This is a genomic window from Ruegeria sp. HKCCD6604, assembly GCF_013110635.1.
Classification (GTDB): Bacteria; Pseudomonadota; Alphaproteobacteria; order Rhodobacterales; family Rhodobacteraceae; genus Ruegeria.
Map to the genome: position 1 here is coordinate 135,819 of NZ_WVQW01000005.1, position 24,050 is coordinate 159,868.

The 24,050-nt window shown below is 58.5% G+C and carries 22 protein-coding genes and 2 tRNA genes; 10 read left to right on the top strand and 14 right to left on the bottom strand.

Annotated features, from left to right (window positions below; genetic code table 11):
- Positions 1-1,308, top strand: coding sequence for a xylose isomerase (gene xylA, locus GS614_RS13640; RefSeq protein ID WP_171726572.1), 1,308 nt, complete (start codon positions 1-3; stop codon positions 1,306-1,308).
- A 150-nt stretch (positions 1,309-1,458) separates the two neighbouring features.
- On the top strand, positions 1,459-2,862 hold the full coding sequence (locus GS614_RS13645; protein WP_253285374.1) for an MATE family efflux transporter: 1,404 nt from the start codon (positions 1,459-1,461) through the stop codon (positions 2,860-2,862).
- A 10-nt stretch (positions 2,863-2,872) separates the two neighbouring features.
- Here GS614_RS13645 and GS614_RS13650 read toward each other — a convergent pair whose 3' ends face one another.
- The 8 genes from GS614_RS13650 to GS614_RS13685 all read right to left on the bottom strand — a co-directional run bounded on the left by GS614_RS13650 (position 2,873) and on the right by GS614_RS13685 (position 10,431).
- Positions 2,873-3,970, bottom strand: a complete 1,098-nt coding sequence (locus GS614_RS13650) for a M56 family metallopeptidase (protein ID WP_171726574.1) — start codon at positions 3,968-3,970, stop codon at positions 2,873-2,875.
- Positions 3,957-4,352, bottom strand: coding sequence for a BlaI/MecI/CopY family transcriptional regulator (locus GS614_RS13655; protein WP_170346648.1), 396 nt, complete (start codon positions 4,350-4,352; stop codon positions 3,957-3,959). The genes GS614_RS13650 and GS614_RS13655 overlap by 14 nt, the downstream gene beginning before the upstream one ends.
- 65 nt (positions 4,353-4,417) lie before the next feature.
- Positions 4,418-4,819: a DUF2160 domain-containing protein gene (locus GS614_RS13660; protein ID WP_171206551.1), complete on the bottom strand. Its 402-nt coding sequence runs from the start codon at positions 4,817-4,819 to the stop codon at positions 4,418-4,420.
- A gap of 8 nt (positions 4,820-4,827) precedes the next feature.
- On the bottom strand, positions 4,828-5,625 hold the full coding sequence (locus tag GS614_RS13665; RefSeq protein ID WP_152457520.1) for a carbohydrate ABC transporter permease: 798 nt from the start codon (positions 5,623-5,625) through the stop codon (positions 4,828-4,830).
- Positions 5,622-6,485, bottom strand: a complete 864-nt coding sequence (locus tag GS614_RS13670; protein WP_152457521.1) for a carbohydrate ABC transporter permease — start codon at positions 6,483-6,485, stop codon at positions 5,622-5,624. The genes GS614_RS13665 and GS614_RS13670 overlap by 4 nt, the downstream gene beginning before the upstream one ends.
- Entirely contained in the window at positions 6,482-7,558 is a 1,077-nt protein-coding gene (locus GS614_RS13675; protein ID WP_171613594.1) for an ABC transporter ATP-binding protein, read from the bottom strand. Before GS614_RS13675 ends, GS614_RS13670 begins: the two co-directional genes overlap by 4 nt.
- Before the next feature lies 1 nt (position 7,559).
- Entirely contained in the window at positions 7,560-8,609 is a 1,050-nt protein-coding gene (locus tag GS614_RS13680; RefSeq protein ID WP_171726575.1) for an ABC transporter ATP-binding protein, read from the bottom strand.
- An 82-nt stretch (positions 8,610-8,691) separates the two neighbouring features.
- The gene (locus tag GS614_RS13685) at positions 8,692-10,431 is read right to left on the bottom strand and encodes an ABC transporter substrate-binding protein (RefSeq protein WP_152457524.1); all 1,740 of its coding nucleotides are present in this window, start codon (positions 10,429-10,431) and stop codon (positions 8,692-8,694) included.
- Positions 10,432-10,674: 243 nt separating this feature from the next.
- Here GS614_RS13685 and GS614_RS13690 point away from each other — a divergent pair, with 243 nt between their 5' ends.
- From GS614_RS13690 to GS614_RS13725, 8 genes are all read left to right on the top strand, one after another.
- A complete protein-coding gene (locus GS614_RS13690) occupies positions 10,675-12,036 on the top strand; it encodes a V-type ATP synthase subunit B (RefSeq protein ID WP_171119510.1) in 1,362 nt (453 codons plus the stop codon).
- Positions 12,014-12,619, top strand: coding sequence for a V-type ATP synthase subunit D (locus GS614_RS13695; protein ID WP_171363145.1), 606 nt, complete (start codon positions 12,014-12,016; stop codon positions 12,617-12,619). The genes GS614_RS13690 and GS614_RS13695 overlap by 23 nt, the downstream gene beginning before the upstream one ends.
- Complete coding sequence (locus GS614_RS13700; RefSeq protein ID WP_171726576.1) at positions 12,616-14,412, top strand: V-type ATP synthase subunit I; 1,797 nt, start codon at positions 12,616-12,618, stop codon at positions 14,410-14,412. The genes GS614_RS13695 and GS614_RS13700 overlap by 4 nt, the downstream gene beginning before the upstream one ends.
- The gene (locus GS614_RS13705; RefSeq protein WP_152457528.1) at positions 14,409-14,852 is read left to right on the top strand and encodes an ATP synthase subunit C; all 444 of its coding nucleotides are present in this window, start codon (positions 14,409-14,411) and stop codon (positions 14,850-14,852) included. The genes GS614_RS13700 and GS614_RS13705 overlap by 4 nt, the downstream gene beginning before the upstream one ends.
- On the top strand, positions 14,852-15,529 hold the full coding sequence (locus GS614_RS13710; RefSeq protein ID WP_171726577.1) for a hypothetical protein: 678 nt from the start codon (positions 14,852-14,854) through the stop codon (positions 15,527-15,529). Before GS614_RS13705 ends, GS614_RS13710 begins: the two co-directional genes overlap by 1 nt.
- A gap of 1 nt (position 15,530) precedes the next feature.
- Positions 15,531-16,223, top strand: a complete 693-nt coding sequence (locus GS614_RS13715) for a hypothetical protein (protein ID WP_171119514.1) — start codon at positions 15,531-15,533, stop codon at positions 16,221-16,223.
- Positions 16,220-18,061: a V-type ATP synthase subunit A gene (locus tag GS614_RS13720; RefSeq protein WP_171726578.1), complete on the top strand. Its 1,842-nt coding sequence runs from the start codon at positions 16,220-16,222 to the stop codon at positions 18,059-18,061. The genes GS614_RS13715 and GS614_RS13720 overlap by 4 nt, the downstream gene beginning before the upstream one ends.
- 142 nt (positions 18,062-18,203) lie before the next feature.
- Entirely contained in the window at positions 18,204-18,926 is a 723-nt protein-coding gene (locus tag GS614_RS13725) for a hypothetical protein (protein ID WP_171726579.1), read from the top strand.
- 227 nt (positions 18,927-19,153) lie between these two features.
- Here the strand turns inward: GS614_RS13725 and GS614_RS13730 are convergent.
- The 6 genes from GS614_RS13730 to GS614_RS13755 all read right to left on the bottom strand — a co-directional run bounded on the left by GS614_RS13730 (position 19,154) and on the right by GS614_RS13755 (position 23,977).
- Positions 19,154-19,228, bottom strand: a tRNA-Glu gene (locus GS614_RS13730).
- A 24-nt stretch (positions 19,229-19,252) separates the two neighbouring features.
- Positions 19,253-19,327: transfer RNA gene (locus GS614_RS13735), tRNA-Glu, on the bottom strand.
- 98 nt (positions 19,328-19,425) lie between these two features.
- Entirely contained in the window at positions 19,426-21,168 is a 1,743-nt protein-coding gene (gene recJ / locus GS614_RS13740) for a single-stranded-DNA-specific exonuclease RecJ (RefSeq protein ID WP_171726580.1), read from the bottom strand.
- Between the two features lie 93 nt (positions 21,169-21,261).
- Positions 21,262-22,245 (bottom strand): class II fructose-bisphosphatase, encoded by a 984-nt coding sequence (glpX, locus tag GS614_RS13745; RefSeq protein WP_171119518.1) that lies wholly within the window; start codon positions 22,243-22,245, stop codon positions 21,262-21,264.
- Between the two features lie 69 nt (positions 22,246-22,314).
- Positions 22,315-23,601, bottom strand: a complete 1,287-nt coding sequence (locus tag GS614_RS13750; protein WP_171726581.1) for a homoserine dehydrogenase — start codon at positions 23,599-23,601, stop codon at positions 22,315-22,317.
- Positions 23,602-23,728: 127 nt separating this feature from the next.
- Entirely contained in the window at positions 23,729-23,977 is a 249-nt protein-coding gene (locus GS614_RS13755) for a hypothetical protein (protein ID WP_171119520.1), read from the bottom strand.
- Between the last annotated feature and the right edge of the window lie 73 nt (positions 23,978-24,050).

Genomic DNA, 24,050 nt, shown 5'->3' on the forward strand with positions numbered 1-24,050 from the left:
ATGACGAGCGGTTTTTTTCAGGGAATTGAAGAAGTCCAATTTGAAGGCGAGGACAGCAAGAACCCGCTCGCATTCCGTCACTACAACCCGGACGAGATCATCTTGGGCAAGCGCATAGAGGATCACCTGCGTTTTGCCGTGGCGTGGTGGCATTCCTTCGCGTGGGAGGGCGGGGATCCGTTTGGCGGCCCCACTTTCGAGCGCCCCTGGCACCCACAGGATGACATGGGCCGCGCCAAGATGAAGGCCGATATCGCGTTCGAGATGTTCCAGATTCTGGGACAGCCCTATTTCTGCTGGCATGATGCCGATATCCGTCCAGAGCAGGGGAACTTCGCCGACAATCTGCGCACGTTGAACGAGATCACCGACTATATTGGTGAAAAGATGCAGGCATCCGGCACCAAGCTGTTGTGGGGTACAGCCAACATGTTCAGCCATCGCCGCTGGATGGGCGGTGCCAGCACCAATCCCGATCCCGACGTCTTTGCCTTTGCTGCCGCCACGGTGAAATCCTGCATGGATGCCACCCACAAGCTGGGCGGAGAAAACTATGTGCTGTGGGGTGGGCGCGAAGGGTACGAGACGCTGCTCAACACCAACATGAAAACCGAGCTGGATCATATGGGCCGGTTCCTGAACATGGTGGTCGAGTACAAGCACAAGATCGGGTTCAAAGGTGCGATCCTCGTCGAACCCAAACCGCAGGAGCCATCAAAGCACCAATATGATTTCGATGCCGCGACCTGCATTGGTTTCCTGCGCAAATATGGGCTTGAGAATGAGGTCAAACTGAACCTCGAACAGGGGCACGCGATCCTGGCGGGACACAGTTTTGAACATGAGATTGCCGTAGCCGCGGCCGAGGGGATGCTGGGCTCCATCGACATGAACCGAAACGATTATCAATCGGGTTGGGATACGGATCAGTTCCCCAACAACACCCCCGAGGTTGCGCTGGCCTATTACCACATCCTGAAGGCGGGTGGGTTTACCACTGGCGGCACCAATTTCGACGCCAAGCTGCGCAGGCAGTCGATCGATGCCGAAGATCTGATCGCCGCGCATGTGGGCGGTATGGATATCTGTGCCCGGGGCCTGAAAGCAGCGGCAGCGATGATCGAAGATGGCGGATTGGAACAGGCGCTGGCTGATCGGTACGCGGGCTGGAATACGCCCGAGGCGCAGGCAATGCTGACCTCTGGTCTTGATGAGATTGCAGCGCGGGTGCTGGCCGAGGGTCTCAATCCAGATCCGCGCTCGGGGCGTCAGGAAATCCTCGAGAACTACGTGAACCGTTTTGTCTGATCCCTGTGGGTTCAGCCGATCCGTAAAATAACCTGTGTACAATGCCCCGGAAACGCGTGAGTTTGCTTCAGCGTTGGCCGGGGCTTTCCCTTGCTGGGCGCAACGGCATCAAAGGCCCGTCGGGGTTGAACAGGTGGGGCGAACAGGGTTTTGGCGGATCAATCGGCAGGCAAAGCGGTGTTTCTGAGCGGCAGTCTGATGCTGCATGTGACACGCATGTCATTGACCACCAGCATTGGCCTGATGGCCATTTTTGCCGTCGACTTTGTCGATATGATCTTCATCTCGATGTTGGGCAACGATGCGCTTGCGGCGGCGGTGGGCTATGCCGGTACGCTGCTGTTTTTCACCAACGCGATTAATATCGGATTGTCGATTTCCGCCGGGGCGCTGGTTGCTCGCGAACTCGGGGCCGGGCGGGCTGAACAGGCAAGACACTACGCGTCCAGCGTGGCCGTTATTGGGCTGATTGCCGGGCTGACGACCTCGGGACTGGTCTTGTTTAACCTCAGCTACCTGCTGTCCTTGCTTGGCGCGGAAGGAGAGGTTCTGAGGCTGGCGACGCGTTATGTGTCGATCATCCTTCCGACCATGTTCGTGATGTCCATTGCGATGACGGCGATGGCCGTGCTGCGCGCTCATGGCGATGCGCGGAGGTCAATGATGGCCACGATCTACGGCGGAGTGGTGAATGCAGTTCTGGACCCGATACTGATCTTTGCGGTCGGGCTGGGGCTGGATGGCGCCGCTATCGCCTCGGTCCTGGCGCGGCTGTGCATGCTGGGGGCGGCGTTGTGGCCAGCGCATCGGGTGCATCGGGGATTTGCGCGCCCTTCACTGAAGCAGGTTGCAAAGGATTTGCGCCCCGTGCGGGCGATTGCAATTCCAGCGGTTCTGACAAATGTCGCCACGCCGATCGGCAATGCAATCGTTGTGCGGGAAATCGCGCAATATGGAACGGACGCGGTTGCGGGCATGGCGGTGATCGGGCGCCTTTTGCCGGTGGCGTTTTCGGTTATCTTCGCTCTGTCCGGCGCGATAGGGCCAATCATCGGGCAGAATTTCGGGGCCGAAAAGTTCGATCGCGTGCGTGCTGCCTTTCTGGCAGGGATCAAGTTCACGGCCATTTATGTCGTTTGCATGTCGGCCGTTTTGTTTTTGCTGCGCGCACCGATTGCGGATCTGTTTGCTGCCGAGGGCGAAACCCGCAGTCTGATCTATCTGTTCTGCGGCCCGTTGGCTTTGGCTTCGTTCTTCAATGGCGTGATCTTCGTGACAAATGCCAGCTTCAACAATCTGGGGCATCCGGTCTATTCCACATGGATAAACTGGGGTCGTCACACTATCGGCACTTGGGTTTTCGCGACGATTGGTTCACAGATCGCCGGCGCATCCGGCGTTCTGCTTGGGCAGGCGTTTGGAGGCGTCATCTTTGCAGTCATAGGCTGGGTTATGGTCGCGCGGGTCGTGGCGCGGTTGGAGCGCTCGCAAGCGCTCGAGCCTTTTTCAGATCAGGGTCGGCTTCATTCGCTGTTCGGGCGTCACGGCTGGTGATCAGGTCGGATCAGTTCCCCTGATTGCGCGCTTCCAGCCGTTCCAGATTGACCACGGTTGACAGCATCAGGCGGTCATGGCTCCAATCTTGCGTTTGCTGGATCGACGCAGACCCCAACGCAAGAAGGGTGGCGAAGGTCAATGCCATCCCCAGGAACAGAGCGGGCAGGGTAGGCACCGCCGGCTGTGCATCGGTCAATGCAAGCACGCGCTGACGCAGCACGCGCTTGGCCTTGCCGCCCGTCACAAACGCAACATTCAGAACGCGAGGATTGTTTGCCGAGATCGTACGCGCGCAATAATCCAGCAGGCAAGCCGTGTATTCGCGCGCATCGATCCGTTTGCGGGCCACCACGGACTGGTCACATGCCAGTTCACGCAAGCGGCCGAACTGATATTTGAGCATCAAATAGGCTGGGTTCCAGAACAACAGCGGGCGCAGCATTTCAAAGCCCAGTTCCCATTCCACGTCACCCGCGCGAACATGCTGAAGCTCGTGCGCCAACGCAAAGCGCAGTTCGTGCGGGGTATCCAGCAGGTGGCTTGGCAGAACGACATGGCGACGGCGCAATCCGCGCACGGCGAACGGAACGGTGATGCGATCCGAAAGACGGATGTCAACCTTGGCCGACTGCCGCCAAAGAAAGCTGGATTTGACTGTCTGACGGATCATCGCCGCGTCCCGCAGAGCACGGGCCGCAAACACGGCGGCGACCAAAACAAGCAGCGTCACAAGGGCAGTGATCACCGGCTGTTGCCCCGACAACGCAAGATCCACCCACCGTTCACGGGTGTTCAGCAAGGCCTCGAACTGGGTGGCGGGCATGGCGATATCGCCGCGCAGATAGGCGGCAACGGCGATGTCGCCAAGCGCCATGGCGCTGTCCGGCCATGCATAAGAGGCGAGCGATGACATGCCGAACGCAAGAAACGGGCTGATCAGAACGCACACGCACAGCGCCTTGAGCGCACGCAACTGCGCGACATAGCTGTGGCGCAGGGCTGTTCGGGTCAGGGCTGCGCGGGCCGCCAGCCAGATGACGGCTGACAAGGCCAGCACGATGTTGAGTTCGATAAATGTGTCGAGAACCGGTCTAACCGCTGTCATTTTGCAGTCTCCTTTCTACCAGTGCTCGAATTTCCTCCAGGTCGGCTTCGCTCAGCCCCGCATCATCGACAAGCCGGGCCACCAGTGTGGCGGGTGTGTCGTCAAACAGAGTGCGGGACAGGTTTTGCAGAGAACGGGCCTGATATCTGTCCTTTTCCAGAAGCGGCGTATAGATCAGGGTCTTTCCTGTCTTGCGGCTTTCCACAAAACCTTTCTCGTCCAGAATACGCAGGATCGTGGCACCGGATGTATAGGCCAGATTGCGTTCCGAAGGCAGGCGGTCCAGGACATCTCGCACCGAGCCTTGCCCGAGGGCCCAGAGCTCGTTCATGAACTCCAGTTCAACCTCGGTCAGCAGATTTGTTGTCTTTTTCTTTCGCATCGATCTCGGTGTTGTCATGTTTAGTATGCCTGCCAGACAAGCATCCTTTCGCGATTTCTCAAAGTCTAAACTTTCCAGAACACAAAAACGCCCCAGCCGATAGACAGGAAAAGAGGTGTCCATACCGGCTGCCCGACAATGCCCAGCCATGCGAGGAAGATATAGGCGGACCCCAGAAGGGTGATGAAAAGCCGATCGCCCAATGTGGTAGTCAGCCCCAGTACACCGCGCCGTTCTATGCCATCGCGATACTTGAAGCCCTCAAGAACGCCAATCAGCGCGATGGCCGAAAAGATGCCGACAAATACGGCAAGTGTCGCCGGGGTCCAGGCCATCCAGAAATCGGGCCACAGTGGTGCAGTCCAGGAAAAACCTTTTTCCTCTTGCTGGCCGACACTGCCCCATCCGGCCTGCTGGGCAAAGGCCGTAGAAGGAAGGAAAAGAAGGATGAGAAGAAGTTTACGCATATCGAACCTCACACACGTCCCATCGCGAAACCACGCGCGATGTAGTTGCGGACAAACCAGATGACGATGGCGCCGGGGATGATGGTCAGGGTGCCGGCGGCGGCCAGCAGCCCCAATTCATAGCCCGCGCTGGATGCGGTGCGGGTCATCACGGCGGCGATGGGTTTGGCCTCGACCGCGGTCAGGGTCTTGGCCAGCAGCATTTCCACCCACGAGAACATGAAACAGAAGAAGGCCGCCACGCCCACGCCCGCTTTGATATTGGGCAGGAAGATCGTCACGAAGAAACGCGGGAAGGAATAGCCGTCGACATAGGCGGTTTCATCCAGCTCTTTTGGAATGCCGCGCATGAAGCCTTCCAAAATCCAAACTGCCAGCGGCACGTTGAACAATGTATGCGCCAGTGCCACAGCCAGATGTGTGTCGAACAGGCCGATCGAAGAATAGAGCTGAAAGAACGGCAAGGCGAAGACCGCTGCCGGGGCCATCCGGTTGGTCAGCAGCCAGAAGAACAGCTGCTTGTCACCGAGGAACCGATAGCGAGAGAACGCATAAGCAGCGGGCAAGGCGACGCTGACCGAAAGCACCGTGTTCAACGTCACATAGGTGATCGAGTTGATATAGCCCCAATACCACGTCGGGTCCGTGAAGATGGTGATGTAATTCTCCAGCGTAAAGGTCTGGGGGAACAGGGAAAAGCCCGACAGGATCTCGTTCGTTGTCTTGAAGGACATCGCCACCAGCCAATAGATCGGCAGCATCAGGAACGCGATATAGAGGATCGGGATGAGAGACCGCTTCTTCATTGCGCGTCATCCTTTGTCATCAGAGTGTAGAAGAGCCACGAAACCAGCAGCGTGATGGCGAAATAGATCAGGCTCATCGCAGCCGCAGGGCCAAGGTCGAACTGCCCCAGCGCGATTTTCACAAGGTCGATCGACAGCAGGGTGGTCGAGTTGCCGGGCCCACCGCCGGTCAGCACGAACGGCTCGGTATAGATGTTGAAACTGTCCATGAACCGCAGCAGGACCGCGATCGTCAGAACCGTCTTCATCTTGGGTAGCTGGATGTAGCGGAACACCGACCATGGGCTTGCGCCGTCGATCTTGGCCGCCTGATAGTAGGCGTCCGGGATCGACACGAGGCCTGCATAGCACAGCAACACGACCAGCGACGTCCAGTGCCAGACATCCATAACGATGACGGTGATCCAGGCCGAAAGCGGCTGTTGCGTCATGTCATAGTTGATGCCCAGAACGTCATTCAGGAAATATCCCAACAGACCGATTTTGGGCAGGGTGAAGATGTTCCACATGGACCCAACGACGTTCCACGGGATCAGCATCGGCAGGGCCATCAGCACCAGACAGACAGGCACCCAGAATCCTTTGCGCGGCATCGACAGGGCCACGATGATGCCAAGAGGCACTTCGATGATCAGGATCAGGAAAGTAAACAGGAACTGTCGTCCAAGTGCGGCCTGAAACCGGTCCGACCGCAGGATCTGTTCGAACCAACCCAAGCCTTCCCAGAAAAACTGGTTGTTGCCAAAGGTTTCCTGCACCGAATAGTTGACCACCGTCATCATCGGCACCAGCGCGTTGAACGCGACCAGTGCCAGCACGGGCAGGACAAAGAACCACGCTTTTTGATTTTCTGTTCTCATTGGGCCCGCTCCTCGGTTGCGATCCAGCCGTCGCGGTAGACGCGGGATTGTTCGGGTTTGAATTGCAGGAAAACCTGTGATCCGGGTTCGGGCACGCTGTGTTCGGTCACGGCCTTGAGGGCGGTATTGCCGACCATCGCGCTGACCACAAAGTGGCGACCGATGTCGGAAACCTTGGTCACATGCGCCGGGATGCCGGTCTCGCCCAAGCCGACATATTCCGGGCGAATCCCCAGATCGGTACGGCCGCCATCACCGTGAATGGGACCTTCCAGCATGACTTCGTGCCCTTCGAACAGGGCGCGGTCGCCGCGCGCCTCGCAGGGCAGCACGTTCATACCGGGCGAGCCGATGAAATGGCCCACGAACGTGTGCTGCGGGCGCTCGAACAGCTCCACCGGAGTGCCGATCTGCACCACTTCGCCCTCTTGCATCACCACGACCTCGTCCGCGAAGGTCAGGGCCTCGGTCTGGTCGTGGGTGACGTAGATCATCGTCGCCTTGACGCGCTGGTGCAGTTCTTTCAGCTTGGACCGCAGCTTCCATTTCAGATGCGGGTCAATCACGGTCAGAGGTTCATCGAACATCACCGCGTTTACGTCGTCGCGGACCAGGCCGCGACCCATCGAGATTTTCTGCTTGTTGTCCGGGCTGAGGCCGCTGGCACGGGTATTCAGCATGTCGGTGACATCCAGCATCTCGGCGATCGCATCGACGCGGCGCTTGATCGTCGCCGGATCGACGCCGCGGTTCTTCAACGGAAAGGCCAGGTTTTCGCCCACGGTCATCGTGTCGTAAATCACCGGAAACTGGAACACCTGTGCGATGTTGCGCTGATCAGGGGGCAGAGCGGTCACGTCACGGTCGTCGAACAGGATCTGCCCTTCGGACGGGGTCAGCAGGCCCGAGATGATGTTCAGCAGCGTGGACTTGCCGCAGCCCGACGGGCCCAGCAGGGCATAGGCCCCGCCATCACGCCAGGTCACGTCGATTTCCTTCAGCGCATAATCCTCGGGGCCTTTTGGCGACGGCATGTAGCTGTGGCGGAGGTTCGAAAGTTTGATCTGTGCCATGTCAGGCCACCCTTTTGCCGTCTTGGCCGAAATACCGGCAATGGGCCGGGTTCATGAAGAATGCGTGGTCCTCGCCCACCTGATAGGGATGGACTCCGGCGGCCAGCGACACCCAGGCGTCCTCGCCATGCTGGAAATGCGCGCTGGAATCCGAACCCGAAAGCTCGGTCACGATCACGCGGCCGGTCAGTTCCACGTCCGCGTCAGACGTCCGGAACGGCGTCACGCGATGCGGCCGCACCGCGACCATGTAATCTCCGTCGGCCATGTCGGTAACGGCCCAGCCACCTCCACCGGCCAGTTGCGCCTGCGCAGCGGAAACGGTGATGCGTGCGACATTGATCGGCGGGTCCGAAAAGACCCGCGCGGCGGCGATGTTCTCGGGGTTGCGATAGATGTCAGCGGTTGGCCCGAACTGGGTCACGCGGCCATCTTCCATCAGGGCGGTGTAGCCGCCCAGCAGCAGCGCCTCTTCGGGCTCGGACGTGGCATAGACCACCACGGCCCCGCGACCTGCGAACAGGTCGGGCAGCTGCTCGCGCAGTTCTTCACGCAGTTTGTAGTCGAGGTTGGCCAGCGGTTCGTCAAGGAACACGGCGCGGCTTTCTTTGGCAATGGCACGCGCCAGCGCGGTACGTTGTTGTTGCCCCCCCGACAGTTCGTGCGGGCGGCGGTGCAGCATCGGGCGCAGTTGCAGCAGGTCGGCGGCCTCTTCCACGCGGCCTTCGATCTCGGATTGCGCCATGCCTGCCACACGCAGGGGCGAGGCGATGTTGTCGAATACGGTCATATGTGGGTAGTTCACGAAGAACTGGTGCACGAGGCTGATTTTTCGCTTCTGCGTATTCAGCCGCGTGACGTCCTGCCCATCCATCAGGACCTTGCCCGAGGCGATCGGGTCCAGACCAGCCATCATCTTGATCAGAGAGGTCTTGCCCGAGCCCGTCGCGCCCAGCAGCACGTTGAAGTGGCCTGTCTGAAGGGTCAGGTTTGTGGGCTTGATATGGATGACGTTGCCGACCCTTTTGGTCGCGTCTTGAAGTTCGATCATGTCCGTGGGTTCCGGTCCTTCAGTGCAATGCACTGGTCTTGAAGTGGGGGTGCCTGACGCGGCACCCCCGGGTTTCAACGGCTTACTTTGACTGCCAGCGCTGAACCAGTTCGTCATAGTTGACGGTCTGGCCCTGCGGCTTTTCGTTCTCAAGCTTGGCCTTGGGTGAGCCCGGCTTTTCCAGCCAGAAAGATGGGTCCTGCGGCTCGTTCAGGCGCGGACCACAGCCGCCGTAGACACCGGCGCTTTCATCAGCGGCCTGCATCCGGGCCATAGTGATGTCCATCTCTTCGGCCAGACGATCCATCGCCTCTTGCGGGGTGAAGGCGCCCGAGTTCACGTCACCGATCTGCTGCCACCAGATTTGGGCCAGCTTCGGATAGTCCGGCACGTTGATGCCGGTCGGCGACCATGCCACGCGGTCAGGTGAGCGGTAGAACTCGACCAGACCACCCAGCTTGGGCGCGCGTTCGGTGAACGACTCGTGGTTGACCGAGCTGTCGCGGATGAAGGTCAGACCCACATGGGACTTCTTCACATCGACAGTTTTGGAGGTAACGAACTGGGCATAAAGCCAAGCTGCCTGGGCACGATCCGAGGGGGTCGATTTGAGGAACGTCCAGGAGCCCACGTCTTGGTAGCCAACCTTCTGGCCTTCTTCCCAATAGGGGCCGTGCGGGCTGGGCGCCATCCGCCACAGCGGCGTACCTTCGTCATCCACGGTGTTGTTGCCTTCGGACTTCGGCTTGACCATGTCGGCGGTGAAGGCCGTGTACCAGAAGATCTGCTGGGCCACGTTGCCCTGGCTGAGTGCCGGCAGCGACTGGTAGAAGTCATAAGACGCGGCACCCGGAGGCGCATAGGCCCGCAGCCATTCATCCCATTTCCGGATCGCATAGACCGCAGCCGGACCGTTTGCAGCACCACCGCGCGACACCGAAGCGCCAACAGGGTTACAGGTGCCCGCTTCCATGCGGATGCCCCATTCGTCGACAGGCACACCGTTCGGTTCGCCCTTGTCGCCGGCACCGGCCATCGACAGCCAGGCATCGGTCATGCGCCATCCGAGGTCGGGCGCGCGCTTGCCGTAATCCATGTGGCCGTAGATCGTGGTACCATCGACTTCTTTCACATCATTGGTGAAGAACTCGGCGATATCTTCATACGCGGACCAGTTGACCGGAACGCCCAGATCATAGCCGTACTTTTCTTTGAACGCGGCTTTGTTCGCCTCATCATCGAACCAGTCCTTGCGGAACCAGTAAAGGTTCGCAAACTGCTGATCGGGCAGCTGATACAGCTTGCCATCCGGTCCGGTGGTGAACTGAATGCCCATGAAGTCATCCAGATCCAGCGTCGGCGAAGTCGTCGCGGCCCAGTCACCGCCCATCATGTCCGTCAGCGGATAGGCCAGCTGCAAACGCGAATGGGTGCCGATCAGGTCACTGTCGTTGACATAACCGTCATACAGGTTCCGACCCGTTTGCATTTGGGTTTGAACGGCCTGAACCACTTCACCTTCACCCAGAATCTGGTGGTTGACCTTGATGCCGGTGATTTCCTCGAACGCCTTGGTCAGCACCTCGGATTCGTAGGAATGTGTCGGGATACCTTCGGACAGGACGTTGATTTCCATACCTGCGTAAGGCTGTGCAGCTTCGATGAACCACTGCATCTCGGCCATCTGTTCGTCTTTCGACAAGGTCGATGGCTGGAATTCGTCGTCGATCCAACGTTGTGCTGCGGCTTCGTCGGCCCAAGCAGGACCGTGCCCCGCAATGACGGCAGCCGCCGCCACTGCGGAAAGTAGATGTCTCCGCATCTGTCTCCTCCCAAAATTATGGTTCTCCGGCGGAAACCGGATGACGGACAGCATCAGCGATTTCTTGCGTATGTGTCAAACTAAAAATTTAGTAATTGACGTTCAGGCAACCCAAAAGAGGTGGCGCTGAACTCGTTTGCCAATTTGTGAATTCGTTGTAAGCTAGGATTGTCATTGCAAAAATTACCGCTGAGACGTGCGGCGCGAATTACGAAAAACGACTTGGAACAGTGAGGATAGGCAATGTCCCGAAGTCTGTTGAAGTACACGCGTGTTCTGGAAATCGTCGGGGACACAATCAAGGTTCGGGTTCCGATCCAGAACAAAGGAGAGCCGGCTGTCCGGTTCAACGACCTCGCTGTGATCGAGACGGTGGATGGCCGAAAAACACTGGCCCAGACGATCTTCATCGACCGGGATGTCGTCACGTTGCAGGTGTTTTCCGGCACCAAGGGCATATCGACCGAAGCAACGGCAACCTTTCTCGGTCACCCGATGCAGACACCTTATTCGGCCAACATTCTGGGCCGCGTTTTTGATGGTGCCGGTGTGGCCATTGATGGAGGCCCCGACCTGTCTGCGGAACCGCATATCGATATTGGCGGACCCACTGTCAATCCGGCGGAACGCGCGGTTCCAAACAGAATGATCCGCACGGATGTGCCGATGATCGACGTGTTCAACACATTGGTCGAGAGCCAGAAAATTCCGATCTTCTCGGTTTCAGGCGAGCCATTCAACGCGTTCCTCAGCCGAATCGGTATTCAGGCCGATGCAGATATCGTGATCTTTGGCGGGCTGGGGCTGATTTTTGACGACTACCACACGTTTCGCACCTCGTTCGAAGATGCGGGTGTGTTTTCGCGTACCGTCATGTTCGTCAATCAGGCGATGGATCCTTTGGTGGAACGTCTTCTGGTGCCGGACATGGCATTGGCAGTGGCCGAGAAGTTTGCTGTGGAAGAGGGCAAACGCGTGCTGGTCCTGCTGACGGACATGACCGCCTATGCTGACGCGATGAAAGAGGTTGGCATCAGTCAGGAGAGGGTGCCATCTCAGCGCGGCTATATGGGGGACCTGTATTCGCAGCTTGCGCGCCGATACGAAAAAGCCTGTGACTATGCCAAAGGCGGGTCGGTCACGGTTCTGACCGTCACGACCATGCCCGGAAACGACGTGACCCACCCGGTGCCTGACAACACCGGCTATATCACTGAAGGGCAGTTCTATCTGCATTCCGGCGTGATCGATCCGTTCGGCAGCCTATCGCGCCTCAAGCAGAACGTGATCGGCAAGACCACCCGCGAAGATCATGGGCAGATCATGAACACGATGATCCGTTTCTATTCTGAAAGCCGCGATGCCGCGCAAAAACAGGCGATGGCCTTCGACCTGTCAGACTATGATCACCAATTGCTGAAATTCGGCGGCCTGTTCCGGTCGCGGTTTATGGACATCAATGTTTCGATCCCGCTGGAAGAGGCGCTGGATCTGGGTTGGAAGACACTTGCAGAGTGCTTTGCGCCGGAACAGCTGCTGATGAAGCAGGCATTGATCGACAAGTATTTCCCGAAGGATGCCAATGGCGCGGTTGCAGCTGAATAAATCGTCGCTTGCGCGCGAGCAGACACAGCTGAAAAGCTACGAGCGGTTCCTGCCGTCGCTGGACCTGAAGCGACAACAGTTGATGGCTGAACGGGTCCGGGCCCGGGAAGAGGTCGACCGCCTCGAGCAAAAGGTGCAGGCGCTGGTGCGGCAGGTTGGTGAAAAGCTGCCGATGCTGGCCCAGCAGGGTGTCGCTCTGGATGGGCTGGTCACGCTCAAGGACTACAAGGTCAAAGAGGTCAATGTGGTGGGGGTCAAACTGCCTGACCTTGATCGGATCGAAGTGGTGGTGCGCCCATATTCCGTTTTGGCCAAGCCCCATTGGGTCGATGCCGCTGCGCTTTTGCTGCACGACGTCATCGAAGCGCGGGTGCGGGTGAAGATTGCCGAAGAACGCGTTCGCATCTTCGACAAGGCGGTGGCCACCATCACCCAGCGGGTCAACTTGTTCGAAAAGGTTCTGATCCCGCGCGCCAAGGCCAACATCAAGAAAATCCGCATCTACCTGAGCGACGAACAGATGCAGGCCGTCGTGCGGTCGAAGATATCGAAACGCAAACACGCGCAGGAGGCTTTGACATGAGCGTTGCGCGTCTGAAAAAGATGTCTCTGATCGGGCCTGCTGCCCGAAAGGCGGAAACGCTTGAGGCGCTTCAGGCCCTTGGCTGCATGCATGTTTTGCCGCTTGTTCCCACACCGAAAGAGCCGGAAAAGATCAGTGAGCGCGGTGCAAGAGAGGCGTATAAGGCATTGCGTTTCCTTGCAGAAGTGCCTGACCCGCGCTGCCAGGTCCAGCGTGCGTCTGATTTCGACATGGATCGTTTCGTGCGCGAGGTGACCGACCTCATGCAGCGCGTTCGGGATACAATGGACCGGCGTGACTTTCTGGCGCATCGCATCGCCCAGGTGCGACCTTGGGGGGATTTGGATTTTCCGCCGACCGATGCGCTGGCTGGCAACAGGCTGTGGTTCTATCAGCTGCCGCTGAAGCACCGGGATGCATTGTCCGAGGTCAGATTCCCCTGGGCGATATTGGAGGAAGACCACCGGTACCTGTATGCCGTTCTGATTTCACCTGACGAACCCGATGATGGTGTTCTTCCTGTTCCGCGAACCCATGTCGGTTCGCTGCCGGTACACGAGCTTGTGGCCCAGTTGGAAGAGGCCGAGATCGCCCTCGAGGCGTTGGAAGCCGAACGCGTGGCGCTGACGCGCTATCTGACACTGATGCGCCGGAACCTGTCCGTCGCCGAAAGTGCCGCCGAGCTTGCCCATGCAACGCAGAAAGTGCGCGATGAAGAGGCAGTGTTTGCTTTGCAGGGGTGGGTTCCCGTGGATCAGGTGGATGCTGTTCTTGCCATGGCAAACGCCAAGGGTTCAGCTGTCCTGATTGAAGATCCGGGGTCGGGCGACGCGCCTCCGACCTTGCTGGAGCAGCCCGAGAACCGCAGGGCCGCTGTCGATCTGGCGCTGTTCTATCAGGTGCCCGGATATCAGGACTGGGACCCCAGCGTCATCGTCTCGGCGTCCTTCGCAATCTTCTTTGCCATGATCGTGGCGGATGCCGGGTACGGCGCCGTCATCCTGCTGGCGGTGCTGGCCTTTTGGAGACGGATGGACCGCACCGCTGGTCAAAGATCCTGGCGTCTGTTCGGCCTGATCATCTCGGCTGTTACGATATTTTACGGGGTCATGGTGGGCAGCTATTTTGGGGTATCACCGGCTGCGGGCTCGATTTGGGCAAGGCTCAAGGTGCTGGATTTGAACGATTTCGGCGCGATGATGATGGTCTCGATCGTCGTTGGCGTTATACACCTTGTCCTAGCCAACGCACTTGCGGCTCGCGCAGCGTGGGGGCAACGCATGGCGGTTGCCAATTTGGGCTGGATTGCGGCCCTGATCGGCGGGTTTGCCCTTTGGCTCGGCTACATGAACGGCAAGTCGCCGGTGCCGGGCGCAGCTATCCTGAGCGCCGGCATCGTGGCGATTGTCCTGTTTTCCAGCGAGCGGGTCATCCAGCGGCCGATGGACTGGATCTGGCGTTTGCTCGAAGGGTTTCAAAGCCTTGCCGGGGCGATGGGCGCGTTTGGGGATGTTCTCAGCTATATGCGTCTTTTCGCGTTGGGCCTTGCTTCGGCCTCGCTGGCGATCACGTTCAATGATCTGGCGGTGTCGGTCATGCAGGCCCTTAGGGGGCCGGGCATTCTGTTTGGGCTGCTGATATTGATCATAGGTCATGTTTTGAACTTCGCGCTCGCGATGATGAGCGGCGTCGTGCACGGTTTGCGTCTCAATTACATCGAATTCTTTAAATGGGGTCTGCCGGATGAAGGCGTCATCTTTCGTCCATTTGCCCGCAAGGAGGTTCAGGAATGAATGAGCTTGTTCTTACACTGGGTTGGCTGGGTATTTATGCGCCAATGGCGTTGGGGGCTGCAGCCAGCGCTATTGGGTGTTCGATCGCCGGTATGGCCAGTATCGGGGCCATGACGGAAACCGAGGGCGGCTATGGCCGTTTCGTGGGTGTATCCGCGTTTCCCTCAACGATGGTCATCTATGGGATCGTCATCATGTTTACCCTGAACCGCGACGTGACACCTGAAAACGCGGGCGGTCTGTTCGGGATCGGCATCCTGTCGGGTATCGCGCTGATGTATTGCGGCATCTGGCAGGGTCGGGCCTGTGCGGCTGCGATCAATGCGACCAAGGAAAAGCCCGAGATTTTTGGCCTTGCTCTGGCCCCTGCCGCAATCATCGAAGGGTTTGGTGTTTTTGCCTTCGTGTTTGCGTTGGTCATCAGTGCGGGGATCAGCTGATGGCACAAGACAGAACGATTGCGCATGGGGTTGACGCGCTGATCGACAAATTGCGCAACGATGGGGTTGCCGCTGGTCAGGCCGAAGCCGAGAAGTTGCGCGCAGAAGCAAAAACCGAAGCCGCGCGCATCGTGGCGGAGGCAAAGCGCGAAGCCGATGAGTTGAAAAAGAAAGCCCGCACGGAGACAGACAATTACAGGGCTGCCGGCGAAGAAGCATTGAACACGGCAATGCGGGATGCCGTGCTGACCATGAAGGCGGGTCTGACGGATCGCTTCAAGGCAGATGTCGAACGCCTTGTAACCAAAGAGATGTCCGATCCCGAGCTTCTGAGGCAGATGATCCTCGAGGTGGTAGGCCGGGCCGGGGAAGGTGCAAATTTGAATGGCAGGGTTTCCGTCGTTCTTCCTGCCCGGGTCGCCACGCAGGAAGACATCAAGCAAAACGCCGATGACATTCAATCCGGCAAGCTGACAAAATATGTTCTTGGGCTGACTGCGAAGATGCTGCGCGAGAATGTCGAGTTGCACGCAGCCGATGACGTGCAGGAAGGCATCCGCGTTCGCGCAGAAGATCAGGGTGTTGTTCTGGACCTTACGGAAAAGGCAGTGGCATCGCTGTTGATGGAGCATTTGCAGCCCCGGTTCCGTGCCGTTCTGGAAGGGGTCATCCGCTGAGATGTCAAAGCAGGACGCCTATATCGCGTTGATGTGCAGCCTTCCGGGTTCGGAACGGTTGTTCGTTGCCAAGCAGCCGCCCCTGTCACGTATCAGGCTGGACCGTCGATTGACGGCTTTGACACCTGAGGACAGCAAAGTTCTGAAGATCCTCGAGCACACGTTGAGCTGGAGCGCCTACGACATGGATGTCTCCGACGCTCAGGCGATCCAGCGCTGCAAACAAGCGATGGAGGACATCCCTCAGCCCACCTTGCGCAAACTCTTCATGGAACGCATGGAACTGCGCTCGGTGGTTGCGGCATTGCGATTGAGAAAACGCGGAGAACCAGCGCCTTCAGGCCCATTCGGAGTCGGACGATGGAGCCGCCACATCCCTGCCAATTGGGGTGATCCCAGTTTTCGGTTGGAACGACTCATGCCCTGGATCAAAGAGGCAACCCAATTGCTGGAAAACGAAGATCCGCTGGGTCTGGAACGTCTGCTTTTGTCGATAAGCCACAAGCAGCTCAAGCGGCACGCGGCTCGTCACATGTTCGATTTCGAGGCGGTCGCCATCTACGTTCTGATCTGGAACATCTTCGACCGCTGGGCGCAAAGCAGCGCTGCGGAAGCCGCCAAGAGATTTGAGAAACTGGCACAACAGGCCATGGCCGACTTCGCTGATGTCGATTTTGAGGGAGCAAGCGCATGACAGCCCCAATCTCAGCCAAACATTCATCGACCGCTCGCGTCGTCCTGGTTCAGGAAGGGCTTGTGCGGATACAGGCCAATCCGGACGCGACCGGTCGCCCCGGTCAACTGGTCAAAAACGAAGTGGTTTACATATTGCCTTCGCGTTCCGGCCCCGGTGGGCGTCAAGAAAGGCTCAAGGGCGAAGTGCTGCGCGTACGTGGGGATATGGCGGACGTTCAGGTCTATGAAAGCACTGATGGGGTGGCGGTCGACGACCCGGTGGAGCAATCAGGTCAGCTCTTGTCAGTAGAGCTGGGTCCGGGGCTGCTGGGGCAGGTGTTTGACGGGTTGCAGTCGCCTTTGCCCAAGGTGGCGGCAGCATTTGGTACCTTCCTGCCGCGCGGCGCAGATGTCGCGCCCTTGGATGAAAACGCGAAATGGTCCTTTACGCCGTCCGTGAAGGTGGGCGACACGGTCACTGCCGGGGACAGTATCGGAACGGTGCCCGAAGGCCATTTCAGCCACAAGATCATGCTGCCGTTCAACTGGACCGGTGCGTACAAGGTGGTCTGGGTGCAAAAAGGCGCGGCCACGATCCATGACATCGTGGCCCGCCTGGAAGACGAAGGCGGTGGCGAGCATACGCTGACGCTTTCGCAGAAATGGCCTGTTCGGAGACCATTGCCGGAGAACATCCTGAAGCGCGCACTGTCCAAGCGGTTGTATCCCACAGAACCGGTTCTGACGTCGCAACGGCTGATCGACACGTTCTTTCCGATTGCACGCGGCGGCACCGCCTGTATTCCCGGGCCGTTCGGTGCGGGCAAGACCGTGCTGCAAAACCTGATCGCACGGAATGCGAAGGTTGATATCGTGATCGTCGTGGCCTGCGGCGAACGTGCTGGTGAGGTGGTCGAGACCATCGAGGAATTTCCGAAGATGACTGATCCAACCACCGGTGGCAGCCTGATGGATCGGACGATCATCATCTGCAACACGTCCTCCATGCCGGTAGCCGCGCGCGAGGCGTCGATCTTCACCGGGATCACGTTGGGGGAATACTACCGCCAGATGGGCAATGATGTCTTGTTGATCGCCGACAGCACCAGCCGGTGGGCGCAAGCCATGCGCGAGACCTCTGGCAAGCTCGAGGAAATTCCGGGCGAAGAGGGGTTCCCGGCCTATCTGGAAAGCTCGATCAAGGGTTTGTACGAACGCGCCGGGGCGCTGAAAACGAATGACGGCGATCTTGGCAGCCTGACGCTGATCGGAACGGTTTCGCCTGCTGGCGGCAATTTTGACGAGCCGGTAACCCAGTCAACCTTGTCGACGGTCAAGTGTTTCCTCGGGTTGTCATCCGAACGCGCCTACAAGCGGTTTTATCCAGCGGTCGATCCGATGCTCAGCTGGTCTCGGTACACTGACCAATTGTCCGACTGGTATGACAGGAACGCCGAGCCAGGGTGGACAGCCAAAGTGCGCACCCTTTTGGCCCTGATCGAAAAAGGCGAACAGGTCGATCAGATGATGCAGGTCACCGGGGAAGAGGGCGTCACAATTGACGACTTTGTAACCCAACAGAAAGCGTTGTTCGTCGATATGGTCTACTTGCAGCAGGACGCATTTGACACAGTCGATGCGACGGTGCCGCTTGAACGGCAGATAAAGACGTTCAAGCTTGTGTACGATGTGACGCAATCCAAGGCGGTCTTTGTCGACAAGACCGAGGTAAGGCAGGTGTTCACGCAACTGACCGGGCTGATTAAAAACTTTCACTACGCGGCAGAAAACACACCCGAATACAAATCCACCTGGCAAAAGATCGAAAACCTGTGCCAGGAAAAGTTCGGAGTGTGATCAGGTGAAATGGTAGCCCGTAGGGGATAGCGTATTTTTTTAGTAGTTTCCCAAAGCTGACCAATTGCAAAATGCTCGGCTTGCAGCTTTTTTGTGGGAGCCGAGTAGCAAGCTTAGTTGATCAATAATTCACGAGGTATACGTGGTAGAACCATATTTATTCTCGGGCCGAATTCTCCCCGAGAGAGCCCAGTTGTCCTTCCAATCGGATTTGACAATACACCGAAAGGAGACTGACACCACCTTTCGGGCTGAAGTAAGTATTATCCTGAACCAGCTTGTAGTTCGCGTCCACTCAGAACTGGAATGGAACATTTTCGACCTTCGCAATATTGTACTGAATGCGGTTCGAGTGGATTTGACTGCACTTGGCTACCTGTTGGGTAGAGGATACGAAATTGAAATAACTCGCGTGGTCAACCATTCAAAAGGCGTTGACTACGTGTACGGCATTGAGGTTCCTTGTATTTCAGAGCCTAGGGGCAAAATAGACGTAGACGCCCGACTTAGAAAATTGCGGACTTTGTTTCTAAGCGAAGGCGGAATGTTCGTTTCACGTTGCTTCAACGACTTAACGAGCGCCATTCAGCATGCTGATGACAGTCCATTCTATTGTTATCGTGCTATTGAAGCTATTCGTCGTCACTGCGCAGTTTCGCACGGACTTTTGGATAAGGATCGGTCGACCCAGTGGCAGAAATTTCGAGAGGTAGCAGGTATAACTAAGGGTGAGATCAGCTTCATATCTGAAGCGGCCAAAGACTTACGTCATGGAGGATTACCAAATTTTTCAGAGAATTTTCGCGAGGACATTCTCACAAAAACTTGGGCAATCGTCGACAAATACCTCGACGCGTATGAGTGATTGGGGCGTGTGTTATTGAGATCTGGAACCAAAAGCTTCTGTAATCGGTCACACACTTCTTTTTGAAACAATATTCGGCATTGTGTGGGCCCCGCAAAGTCTATGAGGCACTCTGCCGTCGTAAATCAATTCGCATTTTTTAGAATGATCAACTTATTCAAAAAACGGGAAACCCTGCGCCGGCTAAGCAGATACGCTCCATTTTAGTTATCATTTGAAATGGAAAATGGTAGCCCGTAGGGGAATCGAACCCCTCTTTCCAGGTTGAAAACCTGGCGTCCTAACCGATAGACGAACGGGCCACTTGGTAGTGACGCAAGCACAAGTGGTAGCCCGTAGGGGAATCGAACCCCTCTTTCCAGGTTGAAAACCTGGCGTCCTAACCGATAGACGAACGGGCCACGCTGGCTTGTGGGGGGCCTTTTACGGTTTCACCGTGACCCCCGCAAGCCGAAAAACGCAGGGACTTGAAAGTTTTTTGCGCGGTCAGAGCGAGATGTCAATTTGCCTCTGCCGCGTCCTCGAGCCTGAGCTGCACGGATTGCCGTCCGCCCCAGGTGTTCACCTCAAGCCGGCCTGCAAAATGAAAGCGTGCGCCACCATGATTTGACAGTCTCTCGCCCATCGGACCGTCAAAGGCACCAAAGGCAATCGCATCCAGCCCGCCGCCCATGCCATCGGACAACGACAGCTTCAGGTGCGTTTCCCCCACACGTTTGGCAAAACGCACCTGTAGATCCGGAATCGCGTATCGCGGGGCAGGGGCTCCGGCACCGAACGGCCCGGCCTGTTCGATCTGTTCGACCAACTCCACTGTTGCGGCGCCGGGCATAAGGGCACCTTCCAGCTTCAAATCCGCCGGGCCGCCCTGACCTGCGCCTTGTTTTGCCAGCAACTCGCTGAGGCGTTCCATCGCAGGTTCCAGTTTGTCGCGCATGACGGTAAGTCCAGCGGCCATCTTGTGCCCGCCACCCTTGACCAGCAACCCTTCGGCCGCGAGCCGCTGGATCGACGCCCCCAGATCCACGCCCGAGACCGAACGCCCCGAGCCTTTGCCCTCATCACCGTCAAAGCCGATCACGATGGCCGGACGGTTGGCGGTTTCCTTCAAACGAGACGCCACGATGCCCACCACACCCGGATGCCAGCCTTCACCGGCGGCCCAGACCAGCGGTGCGTCGAGTCCGCGACCCTCGGCCTGCTCCATCGCGGCTGCGCGCACGGCGTTTTCAATGTCCCGGCGTTCTGTGTTCAGCGCGTCCAGACGTTCGGACAGGGCTTGTGCCTCGTGCAGGGAATCCGTGCTCAGCAGGCGGGCGCCCAGATCGGCCTGCCCGATGCGACCACCCGCGTTCACGCGGGGGCCAAGCAGAAAACCCAGGTGATAGCTGTTGGGCGCCGTATCCATGCGCGAGACATCGGACAGCGCGACAAGTCCGGGGCGCTGCCTTTGGGCCATCACTTTCAGGCCTTGTCGAACCAGGGCGCGATTGGCGCCGATCAAAGGCGCAACGTCAGCCACGGTTGCCAGGGCCACCAGGTCCAGCATCGATATCAGGTCAGGCCCCTTTGCGCCTGCCGCGCGCAACTGGCGCCCTGCTTCGACCAGCATCAGAAACACGACACCCGCCGCGCAGAAATAGCCCAGATCACCGCTTTCATCCTGCCGGTTGGGATTCACGACTGCAACGCAATCCGGCAGGGTTTCGCCGCCCAGGTGGTGATCCAGAACGATCACGTCCGCCCCCGTAGCCGCGGCAATCGGTTCATGGCTGAGCGTGCCGCAATCGACGCAAATGATCAGGTCGTGGCTGGTTGCCAGTTCCCGCATTGCCGGAACATTCGGACCATATCCCTCATCAATCCGATCCGGCACATAAAGCGTCGCCTGCAACCCCATCTGCCGAAGCCAAACCAGCAGAAGAGCGGCAGAGCAGCCGCCGTCAACATCGTAATCCGCGAACACCGCGATTTTCTGGCGATGGCGTACGGCGTCCAGAAAACGCGCCGCCGCCGTTTCCATGTCCTTCATGTCGCAGGGATCTGGCAGCAGCTCCTTGAGCTTGGGGTCCAGAAAGCCGCGCGCCTCCATGACCGGCACGCCACGACGGGCCAGAATCTGACATACCGCACGCGGCAGGTCGGTCTGTTGAGTCATCATCTCGGCAGCCCGTTCCAGCTCGGCTTTCGGGCCAACCCAGCGCCGCCCGGTCAGTGATTGTTCTACGCCAAGAAAACCCATTGCCTGCCCCTTGTGAACCAAGGCCGGATCCTTTCGGACCCGGCCTTTTCATCTTTTCCCAAATACTCCCGCCGGAGGCAACGGCGCAAGCCGTTAGGCGTTATCGTGCGGCCAGGTGGGGGTGCGATACGACATGCGGCGTACGGATCCGGTCTTTGAACGCATCAGCAGCGTCGTGGTTTCCACCCAACCCGGCTCGCGCTTGATGCGCGGCAACAGAGAACCGCCGGTTACACCCGTTGCGGCAAAGATCACATCTGCGGTCACCATCTCATCGCGCGAATAGACCCGGTCCAGATCGGTGATACCCGCCTTGGCAGCACGGCCCCGCTCGTCATCGTTGCGGAACAACAGGCGACCAAAGATCTGACCGCCCATGCATTTCAGCGCAGCGGCAGCCAAAACCCCCTCGGGGGCGCCACCCTGGCCCATATACATGTCGATGCCGGTCACTTCGCTTTCTGCGCAATGCATGACACCTGCCACGTCACCATCGGTGATCAGGCGGATCGATGCTCCGGTTTCGCGCACTTCGGCGATCATCGCCTCGTGACGGGGACGTTCCAGAATACAGACGGTGATGTCCGCAGGCTTGCAGTTCTTGGCTTTTGCCAAGGATTCCACCCGTTCACGTGGAGACATGTCCAGATTGACGACGCCCTCGGGCAGGCCCGGACCAACAGCAAGCTTGTCCATGTAAACGTCGGGCGCATGCAGCATCGAGCCGCGCGGGCCCATGGCAATCACGGTCAGCGCGTTGGGCATGTCCTTTGCGGTCAGCGTTGTGCCTTCCAGCGGATCCAGCGCGATGTCCACGCCGGGGCCGTTTCCGGTGCCGACTTCTTCGCCAATATAAAGCATCGGAGCTTCGTCGCGTTCACCTTCACCGATCACCACGACGCCAGCAATGTCCAGCATGTTCAGCTGTTCTCGCATCGCATTCACGGCGGCCTGGTCGGCGGCTTTCTCGTCACCACGCCCCACCAGCGAAGCCGAGGCCAGCGCAGCCTGTTCCGCCACCCTTGCCAGCCCCAGAGACAGCAGGCGGTCGTTGAAATCGGTTTTGGCAGCACTCATTGTCATGTATCCTCTGGTCATTTAAGCCGTTTCTATCGGCATAGCTTGCGTTTCATGCAGGCCGCAAGTTCAAACCTCTTCAATCCGCAATGCGACGGGGGCACCGGCAACCACATCCGTTTCCCGGAACCGGTCCAGCGCAACGTCCAGCGCGGCGCGGGTGGTTTTGTGGGTAACGATCAGCACAGGCGCCGTGCTTTCTGCATGGGCATATTGGCGCATCCTGTCTATGGAAACACCGGCATCGCCCAGAATGGCTGCAACCTTGGCCAGTGCGCCCGGTTTATCCAGCAGACCCAGCCGCAGATAATAAGGCGCCGGCAGGCCCGTGACGGCGGGGGCCGCAGCCTCAAGCGATTTGGCCGGTCGGCCAAAGGTCGGGATTTGCAGCCCGCGTGCCAGATCGCACACGTCGCCCATCACGGCGCTGGCCGTCGGGCCTTCACCCGCACCGGGGCCGCGCAGCACAACCTGTTCAACCGCGTCGCCTTCGATCACCACCATGTTGGTGCCGCCTTCCAATTGCCCCAAGGGCGAGTCGCTGGGCACAAGGCAAGGCTGCATCCGCTGTTCCAGCCCGCGCGCGGTGCGCTGCGCGACGCCCAGCAATTTGATGCGAAAGCCCATATCCTCGGCTTGGTCGATATCGTCGAGGCTGATTTGCTGAATGCCTTCGATCTCAATCCCGTCGAAATTCGGCTTGGTGCCAAAAGCGATCGAGGCCAGCAAAGCCAGTTTGTGCGCGGCGTCGATGCCACCGACATCCAGATTGGGGTCGGCCTCAAGATACCCAAGTTCGGCGCATTCGTCGAAAAGGGCGTTATAGCCCTGACGCTGCGATTGCATCCGGGTCAGAATGTAGTTGCAGGTGCCGTTCATCACGCCCATCACGCGCGTGATCTCGTTTCCGGCCAACCCTTCGGTCAGGGATTTGATTACGGGGATACCGCCCGCGACTGCGGCCTCAAACCGGATGACGCGGCCAGCAGCTTCGGCCTGTTCGGCCAGTTCCTGCCCGTGAATGGCCAACAATGCCTTGTTGGCGGTCACGACGTCTTTGCCGCTGGCCAACGCGGCTTCGACCGAGGCCTTGGCCGGACCGTTTTCGCCGCCCATCAGTTCGACATAGACATCGATATCGTCACGTTTCGCCAGCGCAACCGGGTCGGTTTCCCAGGCACAATCCGACAGGTTCACGCCGCGGTCCTTGTTCGGATCCCGCGCCGATACGGCCGCGATTTCAATCGACCGGCCCGTGCGCGCCTTCAGCAAATCTGCGTGGCGGCGAACAATCTTGACGACACCCACGCCGACAGTTCCCAAGCCCGCAATTCCCAGCCGCAGTGCCTGTGTCATGTCGTGGGTTCCTTTCCGCTCGAAACTTGTCTGCATTCGGACGCCTGCCCGATCAGCGCTGCCTTATCGGGTTCAGGCCAAGGGTGCAATCCGTCACCGGGGGATTGTCGAGGTCAAATGTCACGCTTTAGTTGGTTTGCGCGTTTTGCAGCGCCTGGGCCTTTTTCGCAAGCGCCTCGCTGCGCTGCGTCAGGTCTTCCTCCACCTCTGCGGCCTGGCTTACGGGATCAATCGAAGGCCCCAACGTTTCCTGCACCGGAACAAGGCGCGGATAGGGGGCCGATTTGACCGAGGCCGGTTCACTGCCTTCAAGTTCGGGAAAGTCTGAACACCCGGCAAACACAAGAATAAGAGGCAGAACAGGCAGCAGTTTCATGTGGCACGCTTTTCGGTTTCGTTCGTCATTTCGTGATGCACCTTTTGCCGGCGCCGATCAAGCGGGGTTCTAT